16 protein-coding genes are annotated in these 18,045 nt (G+C 71.1%); 10 read left to right on the top strand and 6 right to left on the bottom strand.

The features are described from left to right. Positions 1–12 precede the first annotated feature (12 nt). The 4 genes from ACWCHM_RS15325 to ACWCHM_RS15340 all read right to left on the bottom strand — a co-directional run bounded on the left by ACWCHM_RS15325 (position 13) and on the right by ACWCHM_RS15340 (position 3,706). A complete protein-coding gene (locus ACWCHM_RS15325; protein ID WP_454222853.1) occupies positions 13–1,224 on the bottom strand; it encodes a chitosanase in 1,212 nt (403 codons plus the stop codon). 239 nt (positions 1,225–1,463) lie between these two features. Beyond that, positions 1,464–2,285, bottom strand: coding sequence for an alpha/beta fold hydrolase (locus ACWCHM_RS15330; protein ID WP_421488674.1), 822 nt, complete (start codon positions 2,283–2,285; stop codon positions 1,464–1,466). A 19-nt stretch (positions 2,286–2,304) separates the two neighbouring features. After that, positions 2,305–2,874: a DJ-1/PfpI family protein gene (locus ACWCHM_RS15335; RefSeq protein WP_281898493.1), complete on the bottom strand. Its 570-nt coding sequence runs from the start codon at positions 2,872–2,874 to the stop codon at positions 2,305–2,307. An 88-nt stretch (positions 2,875–2,962) separates the two neighbouring features. Next, positions 2,963–3,706 (bottom strand): GntR family transcriptional regulator, encoded by a 744-nt coding sequence (locus tag ACWCHM_RS15340; RefSeq protein WP_454222854.1) that lies wholly within the window; start codon positions 3,704–3,706, stop codon positions 2,963–2,965. 414 nt (positions 3,707–4,120) lie between these two features. On the opposite strand from ACWCHM_RS15340, the gene ACWCHM_RS15345 reads away from it, so the two are divergent. From ACWCHM_RS15345 to ACWCHM_RS15375, 7 genes are all read left to right on the top strand, one after another. Further along, the gene (locus tag ACWCHM_RS15345) at positions 4,121–5,551 is read left to right on the top strand and encodes an extracellular solute-binding protein (RefSeq protein WP_204960908.1); all 1,431 of its coding nucleotides are present in this window, start codon (positions 4,121–4,123) and stop codon (positions 5,549–5,551) included. Then, complete coding sequence (locus tag ACWCHM_RS15350) at positions 5,548–6,492, top strand: carbohydrate ABC transporter permease (protein WP_281898498.1); 945 nt, start codon at positions 5,548–5,550, stop codon at positions 6,490–6,492. Before ACWCHM_RS15345 ends, ACWCHM_RS15350 begins: the two co-directional genes overlap by 4 nt. Next, positions 6,492–7,409, top strand: coding sequence for a carbohydrate ABC transporter permease (locus tag ACWCHM_RS15355; RefSeq protein WP_454222855.1), 918 nt, complete (start codon positions 6,492–6,494; stop codon positions 7,407–7,409). The genes ACWCHM_RS15350 and ACWCHM_RS15355 overlap by 1 nt, the downstream gene beginning before the upstream one ends. Further along, positions 7,409–8,476, top strand: a complete 1,068-nt coding sequence (locus tag ACWCHM_RS15360) for an ABC transporter ATP-binding protein (RefSeq protein ID WP_204960905.1) — start codon at positions 7,409–7,411, stop codon at positions 8,474–8,476. The genes ACWCHM_RS15355 and ACWCHM_RS15360 overlap by 1 nt, the downstream gene beginning before the upstream one ends. Continuing rightward, positions 8,476–9,552: an ABC transporter ATP-binding protein gene (locus ACWCHM_RS15365; RefSeq protein ID WP_454222856.1), complete on the top strand. Its 1,077-nt coding sequence runs from the start codon at positions 8,476–8,478 to the stop codon at positions 9,550–9,552. Before ACWCHM_RS15360 ends, ACWCHM_RS15365 begins: the two co-directional genes overlap by 1 nt. Before the next feature lie 88 nt (positions 9,553–9,640). After that, positions 9,641–11,101: an NAD-dependent succinate-semialdehyde dehydrogenase gene (locus tag ACWCHM_RS15370; RefSeq protein WP_454222858.1), complete on the top strand. Its 1,461-nt coding sequence runs from the start codon at positions 9,641–9,643 to the stop codon at positions 11,099–11,101. A 42-nt stretch (positions 11,102–11,143) separates the two neighbouring features. After that, the gene (locus ACWCHM_RS15375) at positions 11,144–12,352 is read left to right on the top strand and encodes an iron-containing alcohol dehydrogenase (protein WP_281898506.1); all 1,209 of its coding nucleotides are present in this window, start codon (positions 11,144–11,146) and stop codon (positions 12,350–12,352) included. 49 nt (positions 12,353–12,401) lie between these two features. Here ACWCHM_RS15375 and ACWCHM_RS15380 read toward each other — a convergent pair whose 3' ends face one another. Continuing rightward, the gene (locus ACWCHM_RS15380) at positions 12,402–12,932 is read right to left on the bottom strand and encodes a hypothetical protein (RefSeq protein ID WP_204960901.1); all 531 of its coding nucleotides are present in this window, start codon (positions 12,930–12,932) and stop codon (positions 12,402–12,404) included. Then, the gene (locus tag ACWCHM_RS15385; protein WP_281898507.1) at positions 12,922–13,653 is read right to left on the bottom strand and encodes an NUDIX hydrolase; all 732 of its coding nucleotides are present in this window, start codon (positions 13,651–13,653) and stop codon (positions 12,922–12,924) included. The genes ACWCHM_RS15380 and ACWCHM_RS15385 overlap by 11 nt, the downstream gene beginning before the upstream one ends. A 220-nt stretch (positions 13,654–13,873) precedes the next feature. Here ACWCHM_RS15385 and ACWCHM_RS15390 point away from each other — a divergent pair, with 220 nt between their 5' ends. The 3 genes from ACWCHM_RS15390 to ACWCHM_RS15400 are packed head-to-tail and all read left to right on the top strand — an operon-like array spanning position 13,874 to position 17,929. After that, entirely contained in the window at positions 13,874–14,752 is an 879-nt protein-coding gene (locus tag ACWCHM_RS15390) for a 5'-methylthioadenosine/S-adenosylhomocysteine nucleosidase family protein (protein ID WP_454222860.1), read from the top strand. After that, positions 14,745–16,931: a hypothetical protein gene (locus ACWCHM_RS15395; RefSeq protein WP_454222861.1), complete on the top strand. Its 2,187-nt coding sequence runs from the start codon at positions 14,745–14,747 to the stop codon at positions 16,929–16,931. Before ACWCHM_RS15390 ends, ACWCHM_RS15395 begins: the two co-directional genes overlap by 8 nt. After that, the gene (locus ACWCHM_RS15400; protein WP_454222862.1) at positions 16,928–17,929 is read left to right on the top strand and encodes a hypothetical protein; all 1,002 of its coding nucleotides are present in this window, start codon (positions 16,928–16,930) and stop codon (positions 17,927–17,929) included. Before ACWCHM_RS15395 ends, ACWCHM_RS15400 begins: the two co-directional genes overlap by 4 nt. The last annotated feature ends 116 nt before the right edge of the window (positions 17,930–18,045 follow it).

The following is an 18,045-nucleotide window of genomic DNA, read 5'->3' on the forward strand; positions in this document are numbered from 1 at the left end:
CGGCGGTGGGGGTCAGCCGATGCGGAACTGGTCGCCGTAGACGGCGAACACCAGTGGCGTGTTCAGGTCGAAGTTGCCGTTGTCGAGGAACACCCGCTGGGCGGTGTCGACGCGGGAGGTGTCGGAGTGGGCCTCCTCCTTCTTCATCTCGACGATCCGCTCGTCGAGGAACGCGTTGAGCCAGGTCCGCTCGTTGCCGCCCTGCGCCGGGGGTTTCGCCCGGAGCAGGGCCCGGCTGCGGATCTGGCGCATGCCCTCGTACCCGTGCATGACCGCCGCGTCGTAGTAGGCGAACTGGCCGAGCGCCCGGACCCCGTCGTTCTTCCCGTCCCGCACCGAGGGGGTGAAGTAGACCCGGTCCCGTTCGGATTCCTGTGCGGCCCGGAACACGGAGTCGTTGGCGGCGGTGCGCCAGTCGCGGGGGTAGTTGGGGTCGAGGCCGGCGTGCGAGGCGGTGCCGTTGACGGCGCGCAGCGCCGGCAGGTAGCCGGCCAGCACGTTGCCGGGCTTGGTGTTCGTGTACGCCTGGACCAGTTCGAGCATGTCGCCGGTGCCGGAGCAGAAACCGATGATGCCGGCGGTGTAGCCCCGGCCGTCGCCGATGTCCTCGATGTAGGAGAACTGGGCGCGCCAGTCGAGCGAGGAGTTCTCGGCCGCCGAGACGAGCTGCATGGCGACGTCCTTCTTCGCCGGGTCGTCGAGGTTGACGCCGGCCGGGGTGGTGGCGGTCGGGGTGGGGGTGCCGCCGCCGGGCAGGGTCCACTGCTGGTTGGTGGTGCCGCCGCAGGTCCAGATCTGCAGGCGGGCGCCGTTGGCGGTGCTCCGGTCGGTCACGTCGAGGCACTTGCCCGAGGTGGGGTTGACCAGGGCGCCGCCGCTGGCGGTGGTCCACTTCTGGGCGCCGGTGCCGTTGCAGTCGTACAGCTGGATCTTGGCGCCGTTGGTGGTCGACGCGGCGGTGACGTCGAGGCACTTGCCGAGCGCGCGGATCGAGTTGTCGCTGTTGCCCACCGTCCAGGTCTGGGCGGTGGTGCCGTTGCAGTCGTAGAGCTGCACGGCGGTGCCGTTGGCCGGGTTGGCGCCGGCCACGTCGACGCACTTGCCGGCCAGGCCGGTGATCGGGCCGGCGGTCGCGGCGCTGGCCGACGGCAGGCCGTAGCCGACCGCCGCGATGCCGGTCAGCAGGGCGCCCACGGCGTAGGCGACTGTTCTTGTGCGCACCATGGCGATCCTCGGGGAAGGGGCGGCGGGCCGCCGGCCGGTCGGTGCCCGGGCACCACGTACGCCCGGGTGGGCACCGCAAGAAATAGGAAGCTCTGTTTACTGATAGCAGTACGTCGATCAACTGTCAATCACGGCACTGAGCGATCGTGCCAGGTCAGGACAGCGCGCGGCGCACCGGCCGACCCCACCGGGCGATCCGGGCGCGGAATCGGTGCCGACCCGAGCGCGGCACCTGACGGTCAGCGACGGTGCCCGGTGCGGAGGAAATCCGCCAGCAGGTGCCGGAACTCGCGCGGGTGCTCGACCGCCGGCACGTGCCCGCACCTGCCGAACACGTGCAGCCGGACGTCGGCCAGATGGTCGAGCAGGGGCAGGGTGGCCGGGCCGAGCGGGGTGACCCGGTCGTCGGCACCGTGCACGAGCAGCACGGGCGCGCGGATCGCGGCCAGTGTCCGCGCCGGGAGGGTGAGGTCGTCGACCCACCGCTGCCGGGGTGGCGGGAACAACCCCGCGTACGCGGCGACCCCGGCCAGCATCGCGTCCGCGCGGGCGGCGACCGCCGCGTCGGTCACCAGCGCCTGGTCGAGAAAGAGCCGGCTCAACATGTCCCGCGCCCCGGTCGGGCCGGCCGGGGCGGCCCAGAGCGCGTCGAGGTCGGCCGACAGCGACGCCCCGGGGGCACCCATCGTCGAGACCGCCACGACCCGGGTGACCCGCCCGGGGTGCTCGGCCGCCAGGGCCAACGCCACCGCCCCGCCCATGGAGTGGCCCACCACGGCGTAGTCCCCGACGCCGAGCGCGTCCATCAGGCCCGCCGCCTGCCGGGTCCACAGGCGCAGACCACCCCGGGAGCCCACCGGGACGGGGGTACGGCCGAACCCCGCGTGGTCGGGGGCCAGCACCCGCCACGACGGGCCCAGCGCCTGCGCCGTCGCCGCCCAGGCTCCGGACCCGGTGGTGCCGGGTCCGGAGCCGTGCAGCATCAGCACCGCCGGCCCGGTGCCGCTGTCGAGGACGTGGACGGGCGAGCCGTCGACGGTGACCGTCCGCGTGGTCGTCATCGGCACCGGCCGGGTGCGCTCAGGCCGAGGGAGCGTCGACGGACTTCGCGAAGAGTTCCATCATGGCCCGGCCGAACTGCGGCATGTCGGGCCAGCCCCGGCAGGAGACGAGGTTGCCGTCGACCACGTCGGGCGCGTCGATGACCGTCGCGCCGGCGTTCTCCATGTCGCCGGTGATGGGCGGGAAACACGCCGTCTTGCGGCCCTTGAGCAGGCCGTACACCGCCGGGACCTGCGCGCCGTGGCAGACCAGGGCGACGGGGAGGTTGCGCGCGAAGAAGTGTTCGGTGATCCGCCTGACGTCGGCGTCGACCCGGATCCACTCGGGGGCCCGCCCGCCGGGGATGATCAGGGCGTCGTAGCGTTCGACGTCGACCTCGGCCCAGGGCACGTCGACAGGCAGCTTGCGGCCGTTCTTCTCCACGTACGCGTCGGAGTTCGGGTCGAACTCGTGGATGACCAGTTGCACGTCACGCAACGTGCGTGACGCGACGTCGACCTCCCAGCCGCCCTCCTGGACGCGGTAGTAGGGGTACATGGTGTCGAGTTCCTCGGCGGCGTCGCCGGTCAGGAGCAGCGCTCGGGGCATCTGCTTCTCCTCGCAATGTGGTGGCGGTGAGGTGGACGCGATCCAATCCGATCCGATTGAGCTAGCATTCCTCCGCCCCGCCCGCCCGTCAAGACCGCACGGTCATCGCGTCCGCGTCCCTGATCTCGTCGAACAGCCGGCGGAAGCGCTCGCCGGAGCGCAGGATGTGCCGGCGCATCGCGTAGGCGGCGGCGTCGGGGTCCCGCGCGGCGATGGCGGCCACCACCGCCTCGTGCTCGGCCATCGCCAGGTGCGTGACCTGGGTGTCGTGGTGCAGCCGGAACAGGTGCACGTGACTGTGCAGGCGGGCGAGCGTCTCCCGGATGACCTGGTTCTCCGCGCTGTGGGCGACCAGGTCGTGGAAGGCGGCGTCACGCAGCCCGAAGGCGCCGTAGGCGGTCGGCCCGACGCCCCCCTCCAGCTCCGCCATCTCCGCCAGCATCCGGCGCAGCCCGGCCACCTGCGGAAGCGACGCCCGCTCGGCCGACCTGCGCGCCGCCGCCGGTTCCAGCAGCAGGCGGACCTCCAGCATGTCCTCGAACCGCTGGCGGGTGATCTGGGGTGGGATGCGGTAACCGGCGTGCGGCACCCGGACGACCAGCCCCTCGGCCTCCATCCGGTTGAGCGCGTCCCGGATCGGCGTCTGCGAGACCCCCAGCTCGCGCGCCAGGACGTCGATCGTGACGCGGGAGCCGGGCTCGATCCGCAGCGACATCAGCTGTCCGAGCAGCGTGTCGTACACCTCGTCGGCGAGCCGGCCGCGCGATCGCGCGGGTGACGTCTTGCCCGGCGCGGCCGTGCGGCCCCGCGCGCCCATCGCTTCGTCGTCCATCGTGACGTGAGGTCCTTTCTTGCACCTTCGGGAACCTGTTGACATCAGTTACGACGCTGCGACATGCTGACGCCCCCCACCCGATCGTATAGGAAACGTGACGGGCGACCGTCATTGCGCACCGTCGCCGTAACGCCTGCCATCGCTCCACTCGATCAACTGGAGCCCCCATGAGCATGCTCGACGTCCCGCCCGGCCCGGCACCGGGTCCCGACGGGTCGTCCTGCCTGCCCACGGCACGACGACGCACCGGAACGACGACGAACCGGCAGGTCATGGCGCGTCCGTGACACCGGTCCACGGGGCGGCCCCCGCGCCGGCCCGGCACCACGCCGGAAACAACCAAGCACCTGCTCGGCGAGGCACATAGCGAGGCTCTCGACGTCCCCACCACCCCAGAAAGCAGGTACCACGATGCGGCACCCGAAGCGAATCGCCCGAACATCGGTCTCCCGGCGGAAGATACGGCTGGCGACGGCCGCCATGCTGCTGCTCGCCACGACCCTGGCGGCGTGCGGCGACGGGGACGACGGCACGAAGGCCGGCGCCCCGAAGGCGCCGGCGACGGTCCCCGAGCTCACCAAGGACCCGCTGACCCTCAGCTTCATCTGGTTCGAATGGCCCCCGGCCAAGGCGCTGGAGGACTTCGCGAATGCGGAGTACAAGAAGGAACGGCCGAACGTGACCATCAAGGTCAACACCGTGCCGAACGCGAACTGGCACGACGCGATGTTCACCCAGTTCGCCGCGCGCAAGACCGACTTCGACATCGCGATCCTGGATTCGCAGCACATCGGTGAGGCCGTGACGAACGGCAACATCCTCGACCTGACCGACTTCGTCAAGAAGAACATCGAGGTCGACGCCTACAACCCGTACCTGCTGGCGGCGTACGGCCAGTTCCCGCAGGCCGAGACCGGCAAGCGCGACGAGAACGCCAGCCTGTACGGGCTGCCGCTGCTCGGCGACACCTGGACGATGATCTACCGCAAGGACCTGATCGGCGACAAGCCCCCGCAGACCTGGGACGAGATGATCTCCGTCGCCGCGAAGTGCCAGGCGGACAACCCGGGCGTCAGCGGTCTCGCCTTCCACCAGGCCAACGGCTCCGACGCCGCCGCCGTCACCTACAACACGGTCAACGGCGTCTACGGCGGCAACCTCTGGGACGCCAAGAGCCGCAAGATCGACGGCGTCCTCAACGACACCGCCGGTCACGAGGCGATGGACGTCCTGGTCAACAAGATGAAGCCGCTGACCGCCAAGGGCTCCGGCAACTGGTTCATCGACGAGGTGAACGCGGCGGTCGCCCAGGGCAAGGCGTGCATCGCATTCAACTGGATCGCCGCCAGCGGCGGCCTGCTCGACCCGAAGCAGTCGACGCTCGGCACCAGCCGGGAGCAGATCCTCGGCAAGCTGGGGTTCGCCACCCTGCCGACCCAGAAGACGAACCTGGTCCCGCTCGGCGGGATGGGGATGCACGTGTCGGCCTACTCCCCCTCGGCGCAGCAGGCCGAGGCGCTGAACTTCATGCGGTGGTTCGAGCAGGCCGACGTGCAGAAGAAGTGGGCCGCGGCCGGTGGTGTGCCGTCGCGTACCGACGCCCTGCAGTCGCCCGAGTTCCTCAACGCCGGGCCGTTCAACCAGGTGTACGCCGACTCGGTGCCCCGGATGCGGGACATGTGGAACGTGCCCGAGTACGCGCGTCTGGTCGACATCGAGAACACGAACGTCAACGCGGCGCTCAACGGCGCCAAGAGCCCGAAGGCCGCGCTCGACGACATCGCCCGGGAGCAGCAGGGCGTGCTCGACTCCAGCAACCGCAAGGGCGGCGGCGGGCTGTGAGTGAGCTGACGACCGACCGTCCCGGGCAGGTGGCGTCCGCGACGCCACCTGCACCGGGGCGGCCCCGCCGCCGGCTGGGCGACCGCGGCCTCGCCGTGGCCTTCATCTCCCCCGCGCTGCTGCTGTTGCTCGGCATGTCGGTGTTCCCGCTGCTGTGGGCGTTGTACCTGTCGTTCACCGACTACTCGGCCACCCGAGGGGGGCCCGCCCGGTTCGTCGGGTTCGGCAACTACACCGCCATCCTGACCTCGGCGCAGGTGCACCAACGGGCGCTGACCACGCTGATCTACGTGGTCGGCGCGGTCACCCTGCAGACCGTGCTCGGCTTCTCCATCGCGTACCTGATCTCCCGGCGGACCCACGGGCGGGGCGTGCTGACCACCCTGTTCCTGGTGCCGATGATGCTGTCGCCGGTCGTGGTGGGGCTGTTCTGGCGGTTCATGCTCGACGCACAGTTCGGCGTGGTCAACAGCATGCTCGGCTCGGTCGGCCTGGGGCAGGTGGAGTGGCTCACCCGGCAGCGGACCGCGCTGGTGTCCCTGATCGTCGTCGACACCTGGCAGTGGACGCCGTTCATCATGCTCATCGCCCTCGCCGGCCTCACCGCCGTCCCGAAGTACCTGTACGAGGCCGCCTCGATCGACCGGGCCTCCGAGTGGTTCCGGTTCCGCACCATCACGCTGCCGCTGGTGTGGCCGCTGCTGCTGATCGCCGTGCTGTTCCGGGCCATCGAGGCGTTCCGGCTGTTCGACCTGGTCTACATCCTCACCAGCGGAGGGCCCGGGGTCTCCACCGAGACGTTGTCGTTCCACGTCTACAAGGTGGCGTTCCTGGGCTTCAACACCGGCACCGCCTCGGCGTACGGGATCCTCATGGTCCTCGTCGTCATCGTCCTCACGCAGCTCTACCTGCGCTACCTGAACAAACTCAAGGAGGGCTGATGGCCGTCTCCGTCGACGAGGCCGTGTCCGCAGGCCCGGCTCCGGACCGCCCGTCCCCCGCACGCCGCGTGCGCCGGCGGGGCCGCGGCCGGTCGGTGCTGGAGGTCGTGCTGCTGACCGCGCTGGCCGTCGTGATGCTCTTCCCGGTGCTCTGGATGATCGAGACCTCCATCAAGGAGAACCGGGACGTCTACGCCGTGCCGGCCGAGTTCTTCGGCTTCACGGTCACCCTCGACCACTTCCGGGACGTCTTCGTCGGCGCGGACGGCGGCCGCTCGGCCCTGTCCGTGGCGTTCCTCAACTCCGTTGTCGTCGCCGGCGTGTCCACGGTGCTGGCCACCGTGCTGGGGGTGCCGGCGGCGTGGGCGTACTCGCGCTTCACCCTGAAGGCCAAGAAGGACCAGTTGTTCTTCGTCCTGTCCACCCGGTTCATGCCGCCCGTGGTGGTCGTGGTGCCGATCTTCCTCATGTACCGCCAGGTCGGACTCATCGACACCAAGCTCGGGCTGATCCTCATCTACGCCGCGTTCAACGTCCCGTTCACGATCTGGATGATGAAGGGCTTCGTCGACGAGGTGCCCGCCGAGTACGAGGACGCCGCCATGCTCGACGGCTACAGCCGCCTACAGGCGTTCGGGAAGTTCACCCTCCCCCTGCTGGTGCCCGGCATCGCCGCGACGGCGGTGTTCGCGCTCATCTTCTCGTGGAACGAGTTCGTGTTCGCCATCTTCCTCACCTCCAGCGACGAGGTGCGCACCGCCCCACCGGCCATCGCCGGCCTGATCGGCGGCACCACCGTCGACTGGGGTCTGGTGGCCGCCGCCTCGGTGGTGTTCGCCCTGCCCGTGCTCGTCTTCGCCTACCTGGTACGCCGGCACCTCGTCGCCGGGGTGACCCTCGGGGCGGTGCGACGCTGATGGCGGGCATCGAGGTGAGCGCCCTGCACAAGCGCTACCCGGACGGCACGGTCGCCGTCGAGCACGTCGACCTGTCCATCGGCGACGGCGAGCTGTTCGTGATGCTCGGCCCGTCGGGCTGCGGCAAGACGACCACACTACGGGCGATCGCCGGCCTGGAACGGCAGACCAGCGGCGACATCCACATCGGCGACACGCTGGTCAACGATCTGCCGCCGGCCGAACGTGACATCGCCATGGTGTTCCAGTTCTATGCGCTCTACCCACACCTACGCACCCGCGACAACCTGGCGTTCCCGCTGCGGGCCGAGGGCCTGCCCAAGCACGAGGTGCGCGAGCGGGTCGAGGAGGCAGCCCGGCTGATGCGGCTCGGTCCGCTGCTGGACCGGCGGCCACGTCAGCTCTCCGGCGGGGAGCAGCAGCGGGTCGCGCTCGCCCGCGCCCTGGTGCGCCGGCCGCGTGCCTTCCTGATGGACGAACCCCTCACCAACCTGGACGCGGAGTTGCGGGCGGACATGCGCACCGAGATCAAGCACCTGCAGGGCGAGCTGGGGGCGACCATGGTCTACGTCACCCACGACCAGGTCGAGGCGATGTCGCTCGGTCACCGCATCGCCATCCTCAACAAGGGCCGTGTCGAGCAGATCGGCACCCCGCTCGAGGTGTACGAGCGTCCGGCGAGCCTGTTCTGCGCCGCGTTCATCGGCTCCCCGCCGATGAACCTCATCGACGTGGAGGTGGCCGACGGGGAACTGCGCGGTCCGGGCGGGTTGGTCCTCACCCCACCGCCCGGCCTGCCCCGCGACCGTCCCCTGGTGGCCGGCGTACGGCCGGAGGCGCTGGAGGTCACCGCGCCGGGGACGGACGGGTCGGTGCCGGCCCGCGTCGTCTCGGCCGAGTGGCTGGGCGACGAGATCATCTACGTGGTCGACCACAGCGGCGGACGCGACGTGCGGGTCCGGATGCCACCGACCGTACGGTTCGCCGCCGACGCGAAGGTCGGGCTGCGGCACACCGGCGGCACCCCGGCGGTCTACGACGTACGCACGGAAGAGCTGGTGGCCTGATGGGAACCGTTGCGGTACAGGGACTGCGCAAGTCCTTCGGCAGGGTCCGGGCGTTGGACGGGGTGACGCTGGACGTGCCGGACGGGGCGTTCTTCGTCGTCCTCGGGCCGTCCGGGGCGGGCAAGACGACGACCCTGCGGGCGATCGCCGGCCTGGACAAGCTCGACGCCGGGTCGGTGCACCTGGACGGCCGGGACGCGACCGCCGACGCCCCGGCCGTCCGTGACCTGGCCATGGTGTTCCAGAACTACGCCCTCTATCCCCGGCACACGGCGTACGAGAACATCGCCTCGCCGCTGCGGGCACGTCGCCGCCCGGCGGGCGAGATCGCCGCCGCCGTCGAGCGGATGTCGGGCCTGCTGCACATCGAACGGCTGCTGCACCGTCGTCCCGCGCAGTTGTCCGGCGGTGAGATGCAGCGGGTCGCCCTGGCCCGGGCGCTGGTTCGCAGCCCGCGCGCGTTCCTGATGGACGAGCCGTTGACGAACCTCGATCTCAAGCTCCGCGTCGAGATGCGCACCGAGCTCACCCGCATCCACCGCAGCCTCGGCGCGACCTTCGTCTACGTGACCAACGACCAGGTCGAGGCGCTGTCCATGGCCGACCAGGTGGCGGTGCTCAGAGAGGGGACGGTGCAGCAGGTCGGCACCCCGACCGAGGTGTACGAGCGGCCGGCCAACCAGTGGGTCGCCGGCTTCGTCGGCAGCCCGCCGATCAGCCTGCTCGCCTGCCACGCCGAGGGGGACCACCTGGTCGGCGCAGCCGGCTGGACGCTGCCCCGGCCCCGCTGGGCCACGGCGAAGGACGGCCAGGCGCTGCTGTTGGGCCTACGCGCGGAGGACCTGTCGGTGGAGCGGCGCGGGGACGCGTCGTTGCCCGGTGAGCTCTACGGGCTCGAACCGCTCGGTGACCGGACGGTGGTCGACGTGCGGGTGGGCGCGGAGATCCTCAAGGTCAAGGCGCGGCCCACCGTCACCGGCACGCCTGGCGAGCAGGTGCGGGTGACGGTCGACCTGGACCGGGCGCACCTGTTCGACGCGGGCACCGGGCTGTCGCTCTCGGCGGCCGGACGGTAGCCGGGGCGGCGCCGGCCCGCACCGCTACCCGCAGGTGACCCGTCGCGGCACACCGGACATCACCACGAAGATCACAGGAGGCGACCCAATGAGTGACCCGATGGACGTCCTGGCCCCCGAGCACCGACGGCTGCGGATCGGCGACGCCTGGCGGGACGCCGCGAGCGGCGTCACCTTCGCCGTCGAGGACCCCGCCACCGGTACGACCGTCGCCGAGGTGGCCGACGCGGGCGTCGTCGACGGGCTGGCCGCGCTGGACGCGGCGAGCCGGGCTGCGGCGCAGTGGGCGGCCACCCCGCCCCGGAGACGGTCGGAGCTGTTGACCGCGACCTACCGGGCGCTGACCGACCGGGCCGAGGAGGTCGCCCGGCTGATCACCCTCGAAATGGGCAAGCCGCTCGCCGAGGCGCGGGCGGAGGTGGCCTACGGCGCCGAGTTCTTCAGATGGTTCGCCGAGGAGGCGGTACGCGTCGAGGGCCGCTACAGCACCGCTCCCGCAGGCGGGTACCGCATCCTCACCGTGCCGAAGCCGGTCGGGCCGTGCGTGTTCGTGACGCCGTGGAACTTCCCGTTGGCGATGGGCGCCCGCAAGATCGCCCCCGCGTTGGCGGCGGGCTGCACGACGGTCACCAAACCGGCCGCCCAGACGCCGCTGACCATGCTGCTGCTGGCCCGCATCATGGAGGAGGTCGGCGTCCCCGCCGGTGTGGTCAACGTGGTGACCACCAAGCGTGCCGGTGAGGTGGTCTCGGCGCTGCTGGCCGACACCCGGACCCGCAAGGTGTCGTTCACCGGGTCGACCGAGGTGGGGCGGGTTCTGCTGCGCCAGGCGGCGGACAACGTGCTACGTACCTCGATGGAGCTGGGCGGCAACGCGGCCCTGATCGTGTGCGCCGACGCCGACCTGGACGTCGCGCTGCACGGCGCGATGGTGGCCAAGATGCGCAACATCGGGGAGTCCTGCATCGCGGCCAACCGGATCTACGTCGAGGAGCCGGTGCGGGAGGAGTTCACGAAGCGGTTCACCGAGCGGATGGGCGCGCTGGTGGTGGGCAACGGCCTCGACGACGGCGTGGACGTCGGCGCGTTGATCGACGAACCCTCGGTGGCCAAGCTCGACGACCTCGTCGCCGACGCGGTCGGTCGGGGCGCCCGGATCCTGGTGGGCGGCGTGCGCCCGGACGGGCCGGGGCACTTCTACCCGCCGACGGTCCTGGTCGACGTGCCCGACGACGCGCGGATGCTGCGGGAGGAGATCTTCGGCCCGGTGGCGCCGATCATCTCGTTCACCTCCGACGACGAGGTGATCGCGAAGGCCAACGACACCGAGCACGGCCTGGTCGGCTACGTCTTCACCCGTGACCTGCAGCGGGCGTTGCGGTTCACCGAGGGGCTCGAAACCGGGATGATCGGCGTCAACCGTGGCCTGATCTCGGACCCGTCGGCCCCGTTCGGGGGCGTGAAGCAGTCAGGCATCGGCAAGGAGGGGTCGCACGAGGGCATCGGCGAGTACCTCGACCTCACCTACGCGGCGATCGACCTGCCGTGACCGTCCCGCTCACCGTCGCCGCCGTTCCGGAGAGGCACCGCCATGCTTGAGACCGTCCGTGGACCACGCCAGCTGATCGTCGGCGAAGGGGTCGCGCAGAACATCCCCCGGGTGGTGGCCGAGAACGGCTCACGGGTCCTCGTGGTGACCGACCGGATCCTGCTGGGGCAGCCGGGCGTGGCGGGGATCGTGGCCGCCGTACGGGAGAGGGTCGAGGCCGTCGAGGTGTTCCCCGACGCGACGCCCGACGTGCCGCTCACCGACGTCGACCTGGCCGTCTCGGCCGCCGCCGCGGTGGACGCCGACGTGATCCTCGCCGTCGGGGGTGGCACGGTGATCGACCTCGCCAAGATCGTCGGCGTCATCCGGTGCCACGGCGGGACACCGCGCGACTTCTACGGGGAGTCGCGGGTGCCGGGGCCGACGATTCCGCTCGTCGCGGTCCCGACGACGTCGGGCACCGGCTCCGAACTGACCCCCGTCTCGGTGCTGACCGACCCGGACCGTGCGCTGAAGGTGGGGGTGTCCAGCGTCCACATCGTGCCGGACTTCGCGATCGTCGACCCCGAGCTGACCTACACCTGCCCGGCGAGCGTCACCGCCCACTCCGGCATCGACGCGTTCTGTCACGCGGTGGAGAGCTACACCGCGCGGGCCCGGCCCCACGGGCCGCGCGACCCGGTGGAGCAGGTGTTCCTCGGCCGTAACCAGGTCACCGACCACTACGCGCTCCTGGCTGCGGAGCGGATCGCCCGCAGCCTGCGCCGGGCCGTCGCAGACGGCGGCGACACCGACGCGCGCGCCGACATGTCCTACGGGTCGGTGCTCGCCGGGCTCGCCTTCTCCCACGCGGGCAACGCGGCCCCGCACGCGCTGCAGTACCCCATCGGCGCGGCCACGCACACGCCGCACGGCCTGGGCGTCGGACTGCTGCTGCCGTACGCGCTGCACGCGGCCCGGGACGCCGTCGGTGACCGGCTGGCGACCCTCGCCGGGGTGTGCGGGCTCGACGTCGCCGACGCCTCGCCGGCCGAGGCCACCGACACGTTCCTCACCTGGCTCGACCGGCTCCTCGCCGACATCGGCATCCCGCGCACCCTGGCGGACATCGGGGTGGCCCGCGCCGACCTTCCCCGGTTCGCGGAGCTGGCCTCCGGCGTCACCCGCCTGATCCAGAACCATCCGGGGCCGACCGACACCGCCAGCCTGACCGCGATCCTCGAAGCGGCCTGGACCGGGGACCGGACCTGACCGGTCCCGGTCGACGACCGGCCTCGCCCGCCGGCCGGTCCGGTGTGGTTCAGGCCAGGTCGACGTGCAGGAGGCGCTGCCAGCCCAGCACGAAGCTCGCGACGAGCAGCAGCAGGGACCCGGTGATCAGTGACCAGTGCCAGGGCCCGTTGACCCAGTAGTAGACGAGCCCGCCGAGCGCCGGGACGTTGAAGGTCAGCAGGTCGGTCGAGGCCTGGAGGATCTTGCGTAGTCGGCGGCGGTGGTCGCGGCGGTGCGTCTCCTCCCAGCCGAACACGGGCGCGGCCCGGGGGTGCAGGTCTTCCACGCGTGGGGCGAGCGCCGTGCGGACGTAGCGACCGATCGCCGAGATCTTCTCGTCGTTGGCGAGGTGCGTCCAGCCCAGGACCGTCGCCGCTCCCGACAGGATGAGCAGCAGCGCCCCCTGACTGCCCAGCGTGGTCACCCCCACCACGATGGCGGCGTACGCGGCCAGGGTGACGTAGATGAGGTTGTCCCGCAGGCCGATGCGGGCCCGCTGTTCCTCCTTGAGCTGCCCGTACTCGGCCAGGAGCAGCTCGCGCAACGGGTCAGTGGACATCACGGGCCCCCTCGTGACGGGCGCGCAGGATGGGGATCTGCACCAGCCATGCCTCGCCGGGGCGGTAGAGCGCGGCGGGCCGTCCACCGTTGCGGGTGGTCTGTGCTCCGGTCGGCCGGACGAAGTCCGGCACGGCGAGGACCTTGCGGTGGAAGTTGCGGGCGTCCAGGGAGCGCCCCCAGACGATCTCGTAGACCCGGCGGAGTTCGGACATGGTGAACTCCGCCCCGCAGAAGGACGTGGCGACGGTGGTGTATTCGAGCTTGCTGCGGGCGCGTTCCACGGCGTCGGTGAGGATCTGGGCGTGGTCGAACGCGAGCTGGCCCGGCTCCGCGAGGATCTCCTCCACCGGGTACCAGTCGGCGTGGCGCGCGTCGCCGCCCGCAGCGGGCGCGCCGGGCGTCGGCGTCAATGCCAGATAGCAGACAGTGACGACCCGCTGTCGGGGGTCCCGGTCCGGCGTGCCGTACGTGGCGAGCTGTTCGAGATGGACCTGACCAGGGTCGAGACCGGTCTCCTCGGTCAACTCCCGCATCGCGGCGCGGGTCAGGTCTTCGTCCACTGTCGACAGAAAACCGCCTGGTAGGGCGAGGGCGCCGAGGTCCGGTTCGATACCGCGCTCGACCAACAGGACAACGAACCGGCCCGCCAGGACGGTGAAGACCGCCAGGTCGACGGCGATCGCGATCAACGGGGCGGTCCACTGCTTGTCGTTCGGCACGACGCTCCCCCTCTTTTGGTCAACTTGACTATAGCATCGGAGCACACTTACGCTCAGCAGGGGAATCGTCACTGCCACGGCAGTTCGATCGAGCATTCCCGTGGCCGCCCCCCTCGGCCCGCACCTCGCGAACCCTCCGCAACCGCAGCGCCCGTACCGGGTCGCACCCATCCACCGTCCACAGAGGACGAATAGTTCTGAGACGTACGAGGAGTGTCTGGTGATCGTCGTACTGGTGGCGCTCGAAGTCGAGCGCAGTGAGATCAGGAAACGCCTTCGGGACATCCGTGTCGAGCGGCACCCCGCCGGCACCCACTTCGACGTGGGAACCCTCGCCGGGACCGGCGACGGGCCGTCCCGCCAGGTCGCGCTGGCGCTCGTCGGGCGGGGAAACCCCGCCGCCGGGGTCATCGCCGAACGTGCCATCAGCCACTACCGGCCGAGCGCGATGCTGTTCGTCGGGGTGGCCGGTGGACTGCGCGACTGGCTCACCCTCGGCGACGTCGTGGTCGCCACGAAGGTGTACGCCTACCAGGGCGGACGCAGCGAGGACAGCGGATTCCGGGCGTACCCGCAGGCCTGGCCGATCGCATACGAACTGGAGCAGGTCGCCCGCCACCTCGCCCTCGACGGAGGCTGGGCGGGCGGGCTGGACCCGGTGCCGAGGGTCCACTTCGAACCCGTCGCCGCCGGCGAGGTGGTGTTGAACGGGCGCACGACGCCGGAGGCGCAGCGCCTGCACGAGCACTACGCCGACGCCGTGGCGGTGGAGATGGAGAGCGCCGGCGCGGCCCACGCCGGCCACGTCAACCATGCGGTGCCGACGGCCGCCATCCGTGGCATCAGTGACCGGGCCGGCGGTCGCAAGGACCAGACCGACGCCGAGGGTTGGCAGCCCAGGGCGGCGGCCCACGCGGCGACGTTCGCGCTGGCACTGGCCGCCCGGCTCGACAGCGGCGACGCCGGCACCCCGACCGCCCCGCACGAGAGCCGCTGGACGGTGCACACCTCGGGGGCGCAGTCCCCGGTGATCGGCACCGGCGGCACCATCCACGGCGGCGTACGCCTCGACTACCGGGGGGAGCAGGGAGATGAATGAGGTTCCCCGTCAACACGTACACAGCTCCGGGGCCAACTCGCCGATCATCGGGACCGGCGGCACCATCCACGGTGGCGTGCACACGTACCAGGTCGGGCCGAACGACCCGCCCGAGAGGAAGTACGAGGTGGCGGTCCGCCTGCTCGACGGTGGCATGTCCCGCGCCGCCGAGCAGATGCTGGCCGACGTGCTCGGCACCCCGTACGGTCAACGACCCGGGGTGTACTACCACTACCTCGTCGCCACGCTCAGCGACCGGACACTGAGCGCTCTCGACGATCGGCACCTGCAGGCGCTGGGCAACGCCCGACGGCTGGTCGCCAAGGGCGGCGACCCGAGCCAGGAGAGCGCCGAGGACGCCCTCGGCCGTAAGTGGCTGGGCAGCCTGGTGACCGTCATCGACGTCGCGATGGGCATCAGCGACCGCGCGACGGAGGCCGGGACCCCGGGGACCAGCCTGGAGGATCTGGCGGCGGCGTACGGGAGCCTCCCCGAGAGGCACCAGCCGCACCTCGACGGCCTGCTCGCCGGCCCCCTCAAGGACGAGGTGTTCCGTCAGGTCACCGACCAGGTCAGGAGGATACGCTCCAGCGACCTCCCCGGCCGCAAGGACCGCGTCTGGAAGTTCTTCGAGCCCGACCCCGCCGAGCCCCGGGAGCTCGGCGGGGCACAGGTGCCGCCATCGCGGAGCCTGACCCTGCTCCGGTGGGCCGGGCTGGCGCTGGGAGTGGTCGGGACGGTCGGCGTCGTGGTGCAACTCGGTCTGGTCGGCGCGTTCACCACGCTGGCGATCATGCTCGTCCTCACCGGGATCGGGGTGCCCCTCGCCGGCTATGCGCGGTGGCAGCGGCAGCACCGCCGCACCCTGCTCGCGTTCAACCACGACCGGTTCCGCGGTGTTCTCGGTCTGGGGGTGACCGTCGATCCGGCAGCGATGGCCGCTGCGGCCCGCACGGTCGAGGAGGCATTCGCCAGCGAGACACCGGGACAGCAGAGCTGGGGTCCGATGACCGCCGGGCTGCGGCAATCCCTCGCCCGGGAGTTCGCCTTCCTCTACGACGAAAGGGAGCTGCGCAACGGGCACCTGCGGTGGCTCGCCCGCTGGCATGCCCGGCAGACCCGTGACCTCTGGAGCGGCCGTCTACTGCTCGCGTACGCGGACACGTACCGCGAGCGGCCGCTGCTGCGCCGGGCCGAACGTTTCGCCGTGGCCCTGCTGGCCGTCGCAGCGCTGCTGGTGCTCGCCCGGTTGTTGCCCGACGGCGGCATCGAGTCGGGGCTTCCGCTCCTCGCCGCCGCCGTGGGCATCGCCCTGCTCTGGTACTCCCAGCCGCTGTTGCGGGTGCGGGAGTCGACCTACCGGATCGTGTCCCGGGAACGGGCCGAGCGGTATCAGGCCGAGCGGGCCGAGTGGGACAGGTGGTGTGCCGTCCTGCGTGACCGCCCCACCGACCAGGAGATGGCGACGTGGCTGGCCCAGGACGTCCTGATCTTCAAGGCGGACATGCTCCGGGAACGAGGGATTCCCGCCTCGGAGGTGGCTCACGCACTGGAGCTGACCACCGGCCTACCGAGGGCGAGCAGCGCCCGGATCTCCTACGGGCCGATCCGCTACTCGCACTACCTGCTGACGCTGTTCCTGCTGACCGCGACGGGTATCCGCTACTTCCACTCGAAGCTCGACCTCACCTACGGCGATTTTCACGGGTCGAGCCGCCGTTCCATCCCCTACGGCGGTCTACGCGAGGTGGAGGTCACGGAACAGAGTATTCGAAGCGCGGCCCTCACGACCGCCCCGCCGCAGCTCACCTCCGGGGGTGTCTCCGGGTCCACCGCGCCGGCCACGGAGGTATACATCCAACGGCGGACCTTCGTCGTCCGCACCGACACTCTCGGCAAAATCGAGCTCGAACTGGGCGACTTCGGGCAGATGCGCAACGACGGGGAACCGGAAGGGCTGGTCACCCAGTTGGCCCTCGACAGCACCGGCGTCAACGACGCACTCGACGTCCTCGAAACGGTGGTCGTGGACGGCACCGCCTGGCTGACCAGGGAGTTGCACCGCCGCCGCGGCGGCGGGCTGTGGGGCCGGGAACCGGGGCGCATCGGAGCCGGCCCGGAGCCGGTCACCGAGCCGGACGGCCTGGGGCAGGACACCCGCCCGGGGAGTGTGTGGTGAACCGCACCGCGATCGCGGCCGTGGTCGCCGTCGTGCTGATCTGCCTGGGCGGCTGCTGCCTCAGCGGAGGCGTCGTCGTCGGCAGTTCGATGCCCCACGAGTGGCAACTGCCCGACGGCGACAAGCCGGCCCGGGACAAGAAGCTCGGCATCATGGGGCACGTCGCCTACCAGCCTCCGTTGCTGCCGGTGAAGTTCGTGCTCAACTCGGACGGCAGCGTGGAGGTGCAGACCGACGACGTGTCCATCGTGACCCCGTTGGGGGTCTTCGGGGTCGGCGTCGGCGGCGCTGTCCAGGACGCCGGGACGCCGGTGCGTATCCTGCGGGCGGAGCCCGCCGACGTCACCCAGCTGCTGGTGTGTCCGATCGCGGCCCGGGAGAAGCCCGACGCCGCCTGCGAGACCTTCCGGATCAACAGCGGCCGCAAGCTGCGCATCACCATGGACGGCCGCTTCGTGCAGGAGGTGGAGCGCAACCGCATCGTCATCTACGTCGCGGCAGGGGCGAAGATCGACGTCGCGGACGCGGGTGCGCCGACCAGGAACACCGAGGTGTACGGCCCGGCCCGCATCGACGTCGAGAAGGTGACCTTCACCGTCAACGGTGAACACACCTACCTGGATCTGGAGCGCAGTCAGTCCGGCACGACCGCGGACGTCGCCTTCGACCACGTCACCCGCAGACTGAAGCTGGTGAACGGGGCACAGGTCTCCCGGGTGCTCCGGCCGCAGATCTTCGACGGGGTGACCACCGCCGATCTGCCGAGCGAGGCGGACTGCCTCGCCCAGCGGGAGTGGAGTGACGAGTTCCCGCCGCTCACCGTCGCGCAGCGCGCGATACGGCTGGGCCGGGGGGTGGACAATCCGGTGGCCGTACCGCTCGTGGCCTGCGTCAAGACCGCCGAGGCCGATCTCGGCTACGTCGTCATCTGGCCCGGCAGCGAGTGGTTCACCGGAAAGCCGAAGTTGACCTTCTACAGCCTGGTCTGGGTTCGGTGACCCTGGTCGCCGGCACGGAGTCACCTCCCGACCACGGACCCCGCGGCGCGATCGCGCCGCGGGGTCCGTCCGGGATACGGCCGTACGGGCCATCCGGGCAGTGACGACCGTCGCCG

This window comes from Micromonospora sp. SCSIO 07396, assembly GCF_053667945.1.

Coding starts and splice junctions, on each gene's coding strand:
- ACWCHM_RS15325 (WP_454222853.1), bottom strand. CDS start 1,224: ATGGTGCGCACAAGAACAGTCGCCTACGCCGTGGGCGCCCTGCTGACC.
- ACWCHM_RS15330 (WP_421488674.1), bottom strand. CDS start 2,285: ATGACGACCACGCGGACGGTCACCGTCGACGGCTCGCCCGTCCACGTC.
- ACWCHM_RS15335 (WP_281898493.1), bottom strand. CDS start 2,874: ATGCCCCGAGCGCTGCTCCTGACCGGCGACGCCGCCGAGGAACTCGAC.
- ACWCHM_RS15340 (WP_454222854.1), bottom strand. CDS start 3,706: ATGGACGACGAAGCGATGGGCGCGCGGGGCCGCACGGCCGCGCCGGGC.
- ACWCHM_RS15345 (WP_204960908.1), top strand. CDS start 4,121: ATGCGGCACCCGAAGCGAATCGCCCGAACATCGGTCTCCCGGCGGAAG.
- ACWCHM_RS15355 (WP_454222855.1), top strand. CDS start 6,492: ATGGCCGTCTCCGTCGACGAGGCCGTGTCCGCAGGCCCGGCTCCGGAC.
- ACWCHM_RS15360 (WP_204960905.1), top strand. CDS start 7,409: ATGGCGGGCATCGAGGTGAGCGCCCTGCACAAGCGCTACCCGGACGGC.
- ACWCHM_RS15365 (WP_454222856.1), top strand. CDS start 8,476: ATGGGAACCGTTGCGGTACAGGGACTGCGCAAGTCCTTCGGCAGGGTC.
- ACWCHM_RS15370 (WP_454222858.1), top strand. CDS start 9,641: ATGAGTGACCCGATGGACGTCCTGGCCCCCGAGCACCGACGGCTGCGG.
- ACWCHM_RS15375 (WP_281898506.1), top strand. CDS start 11,144: ATGCTTGAGACCGTCCGTGGACCACGCCAGCTGATCGTCGGCGAAGGG.
- ACWCHM_RS15380 (WP_204960901.1), bottom strand. CDS start 12,932: ATGTCCACTGACCCGTTGCGCGAGCTGCTCCTGGCCGAGTACGGGCAG.
- ACWCHM_RS15395 (WP_454222861.1), top strand. CDS start 14,745: ATGAATGAGGTTCCCCGTCAACACGTACACAGCTCCGGGGCCAACTCG.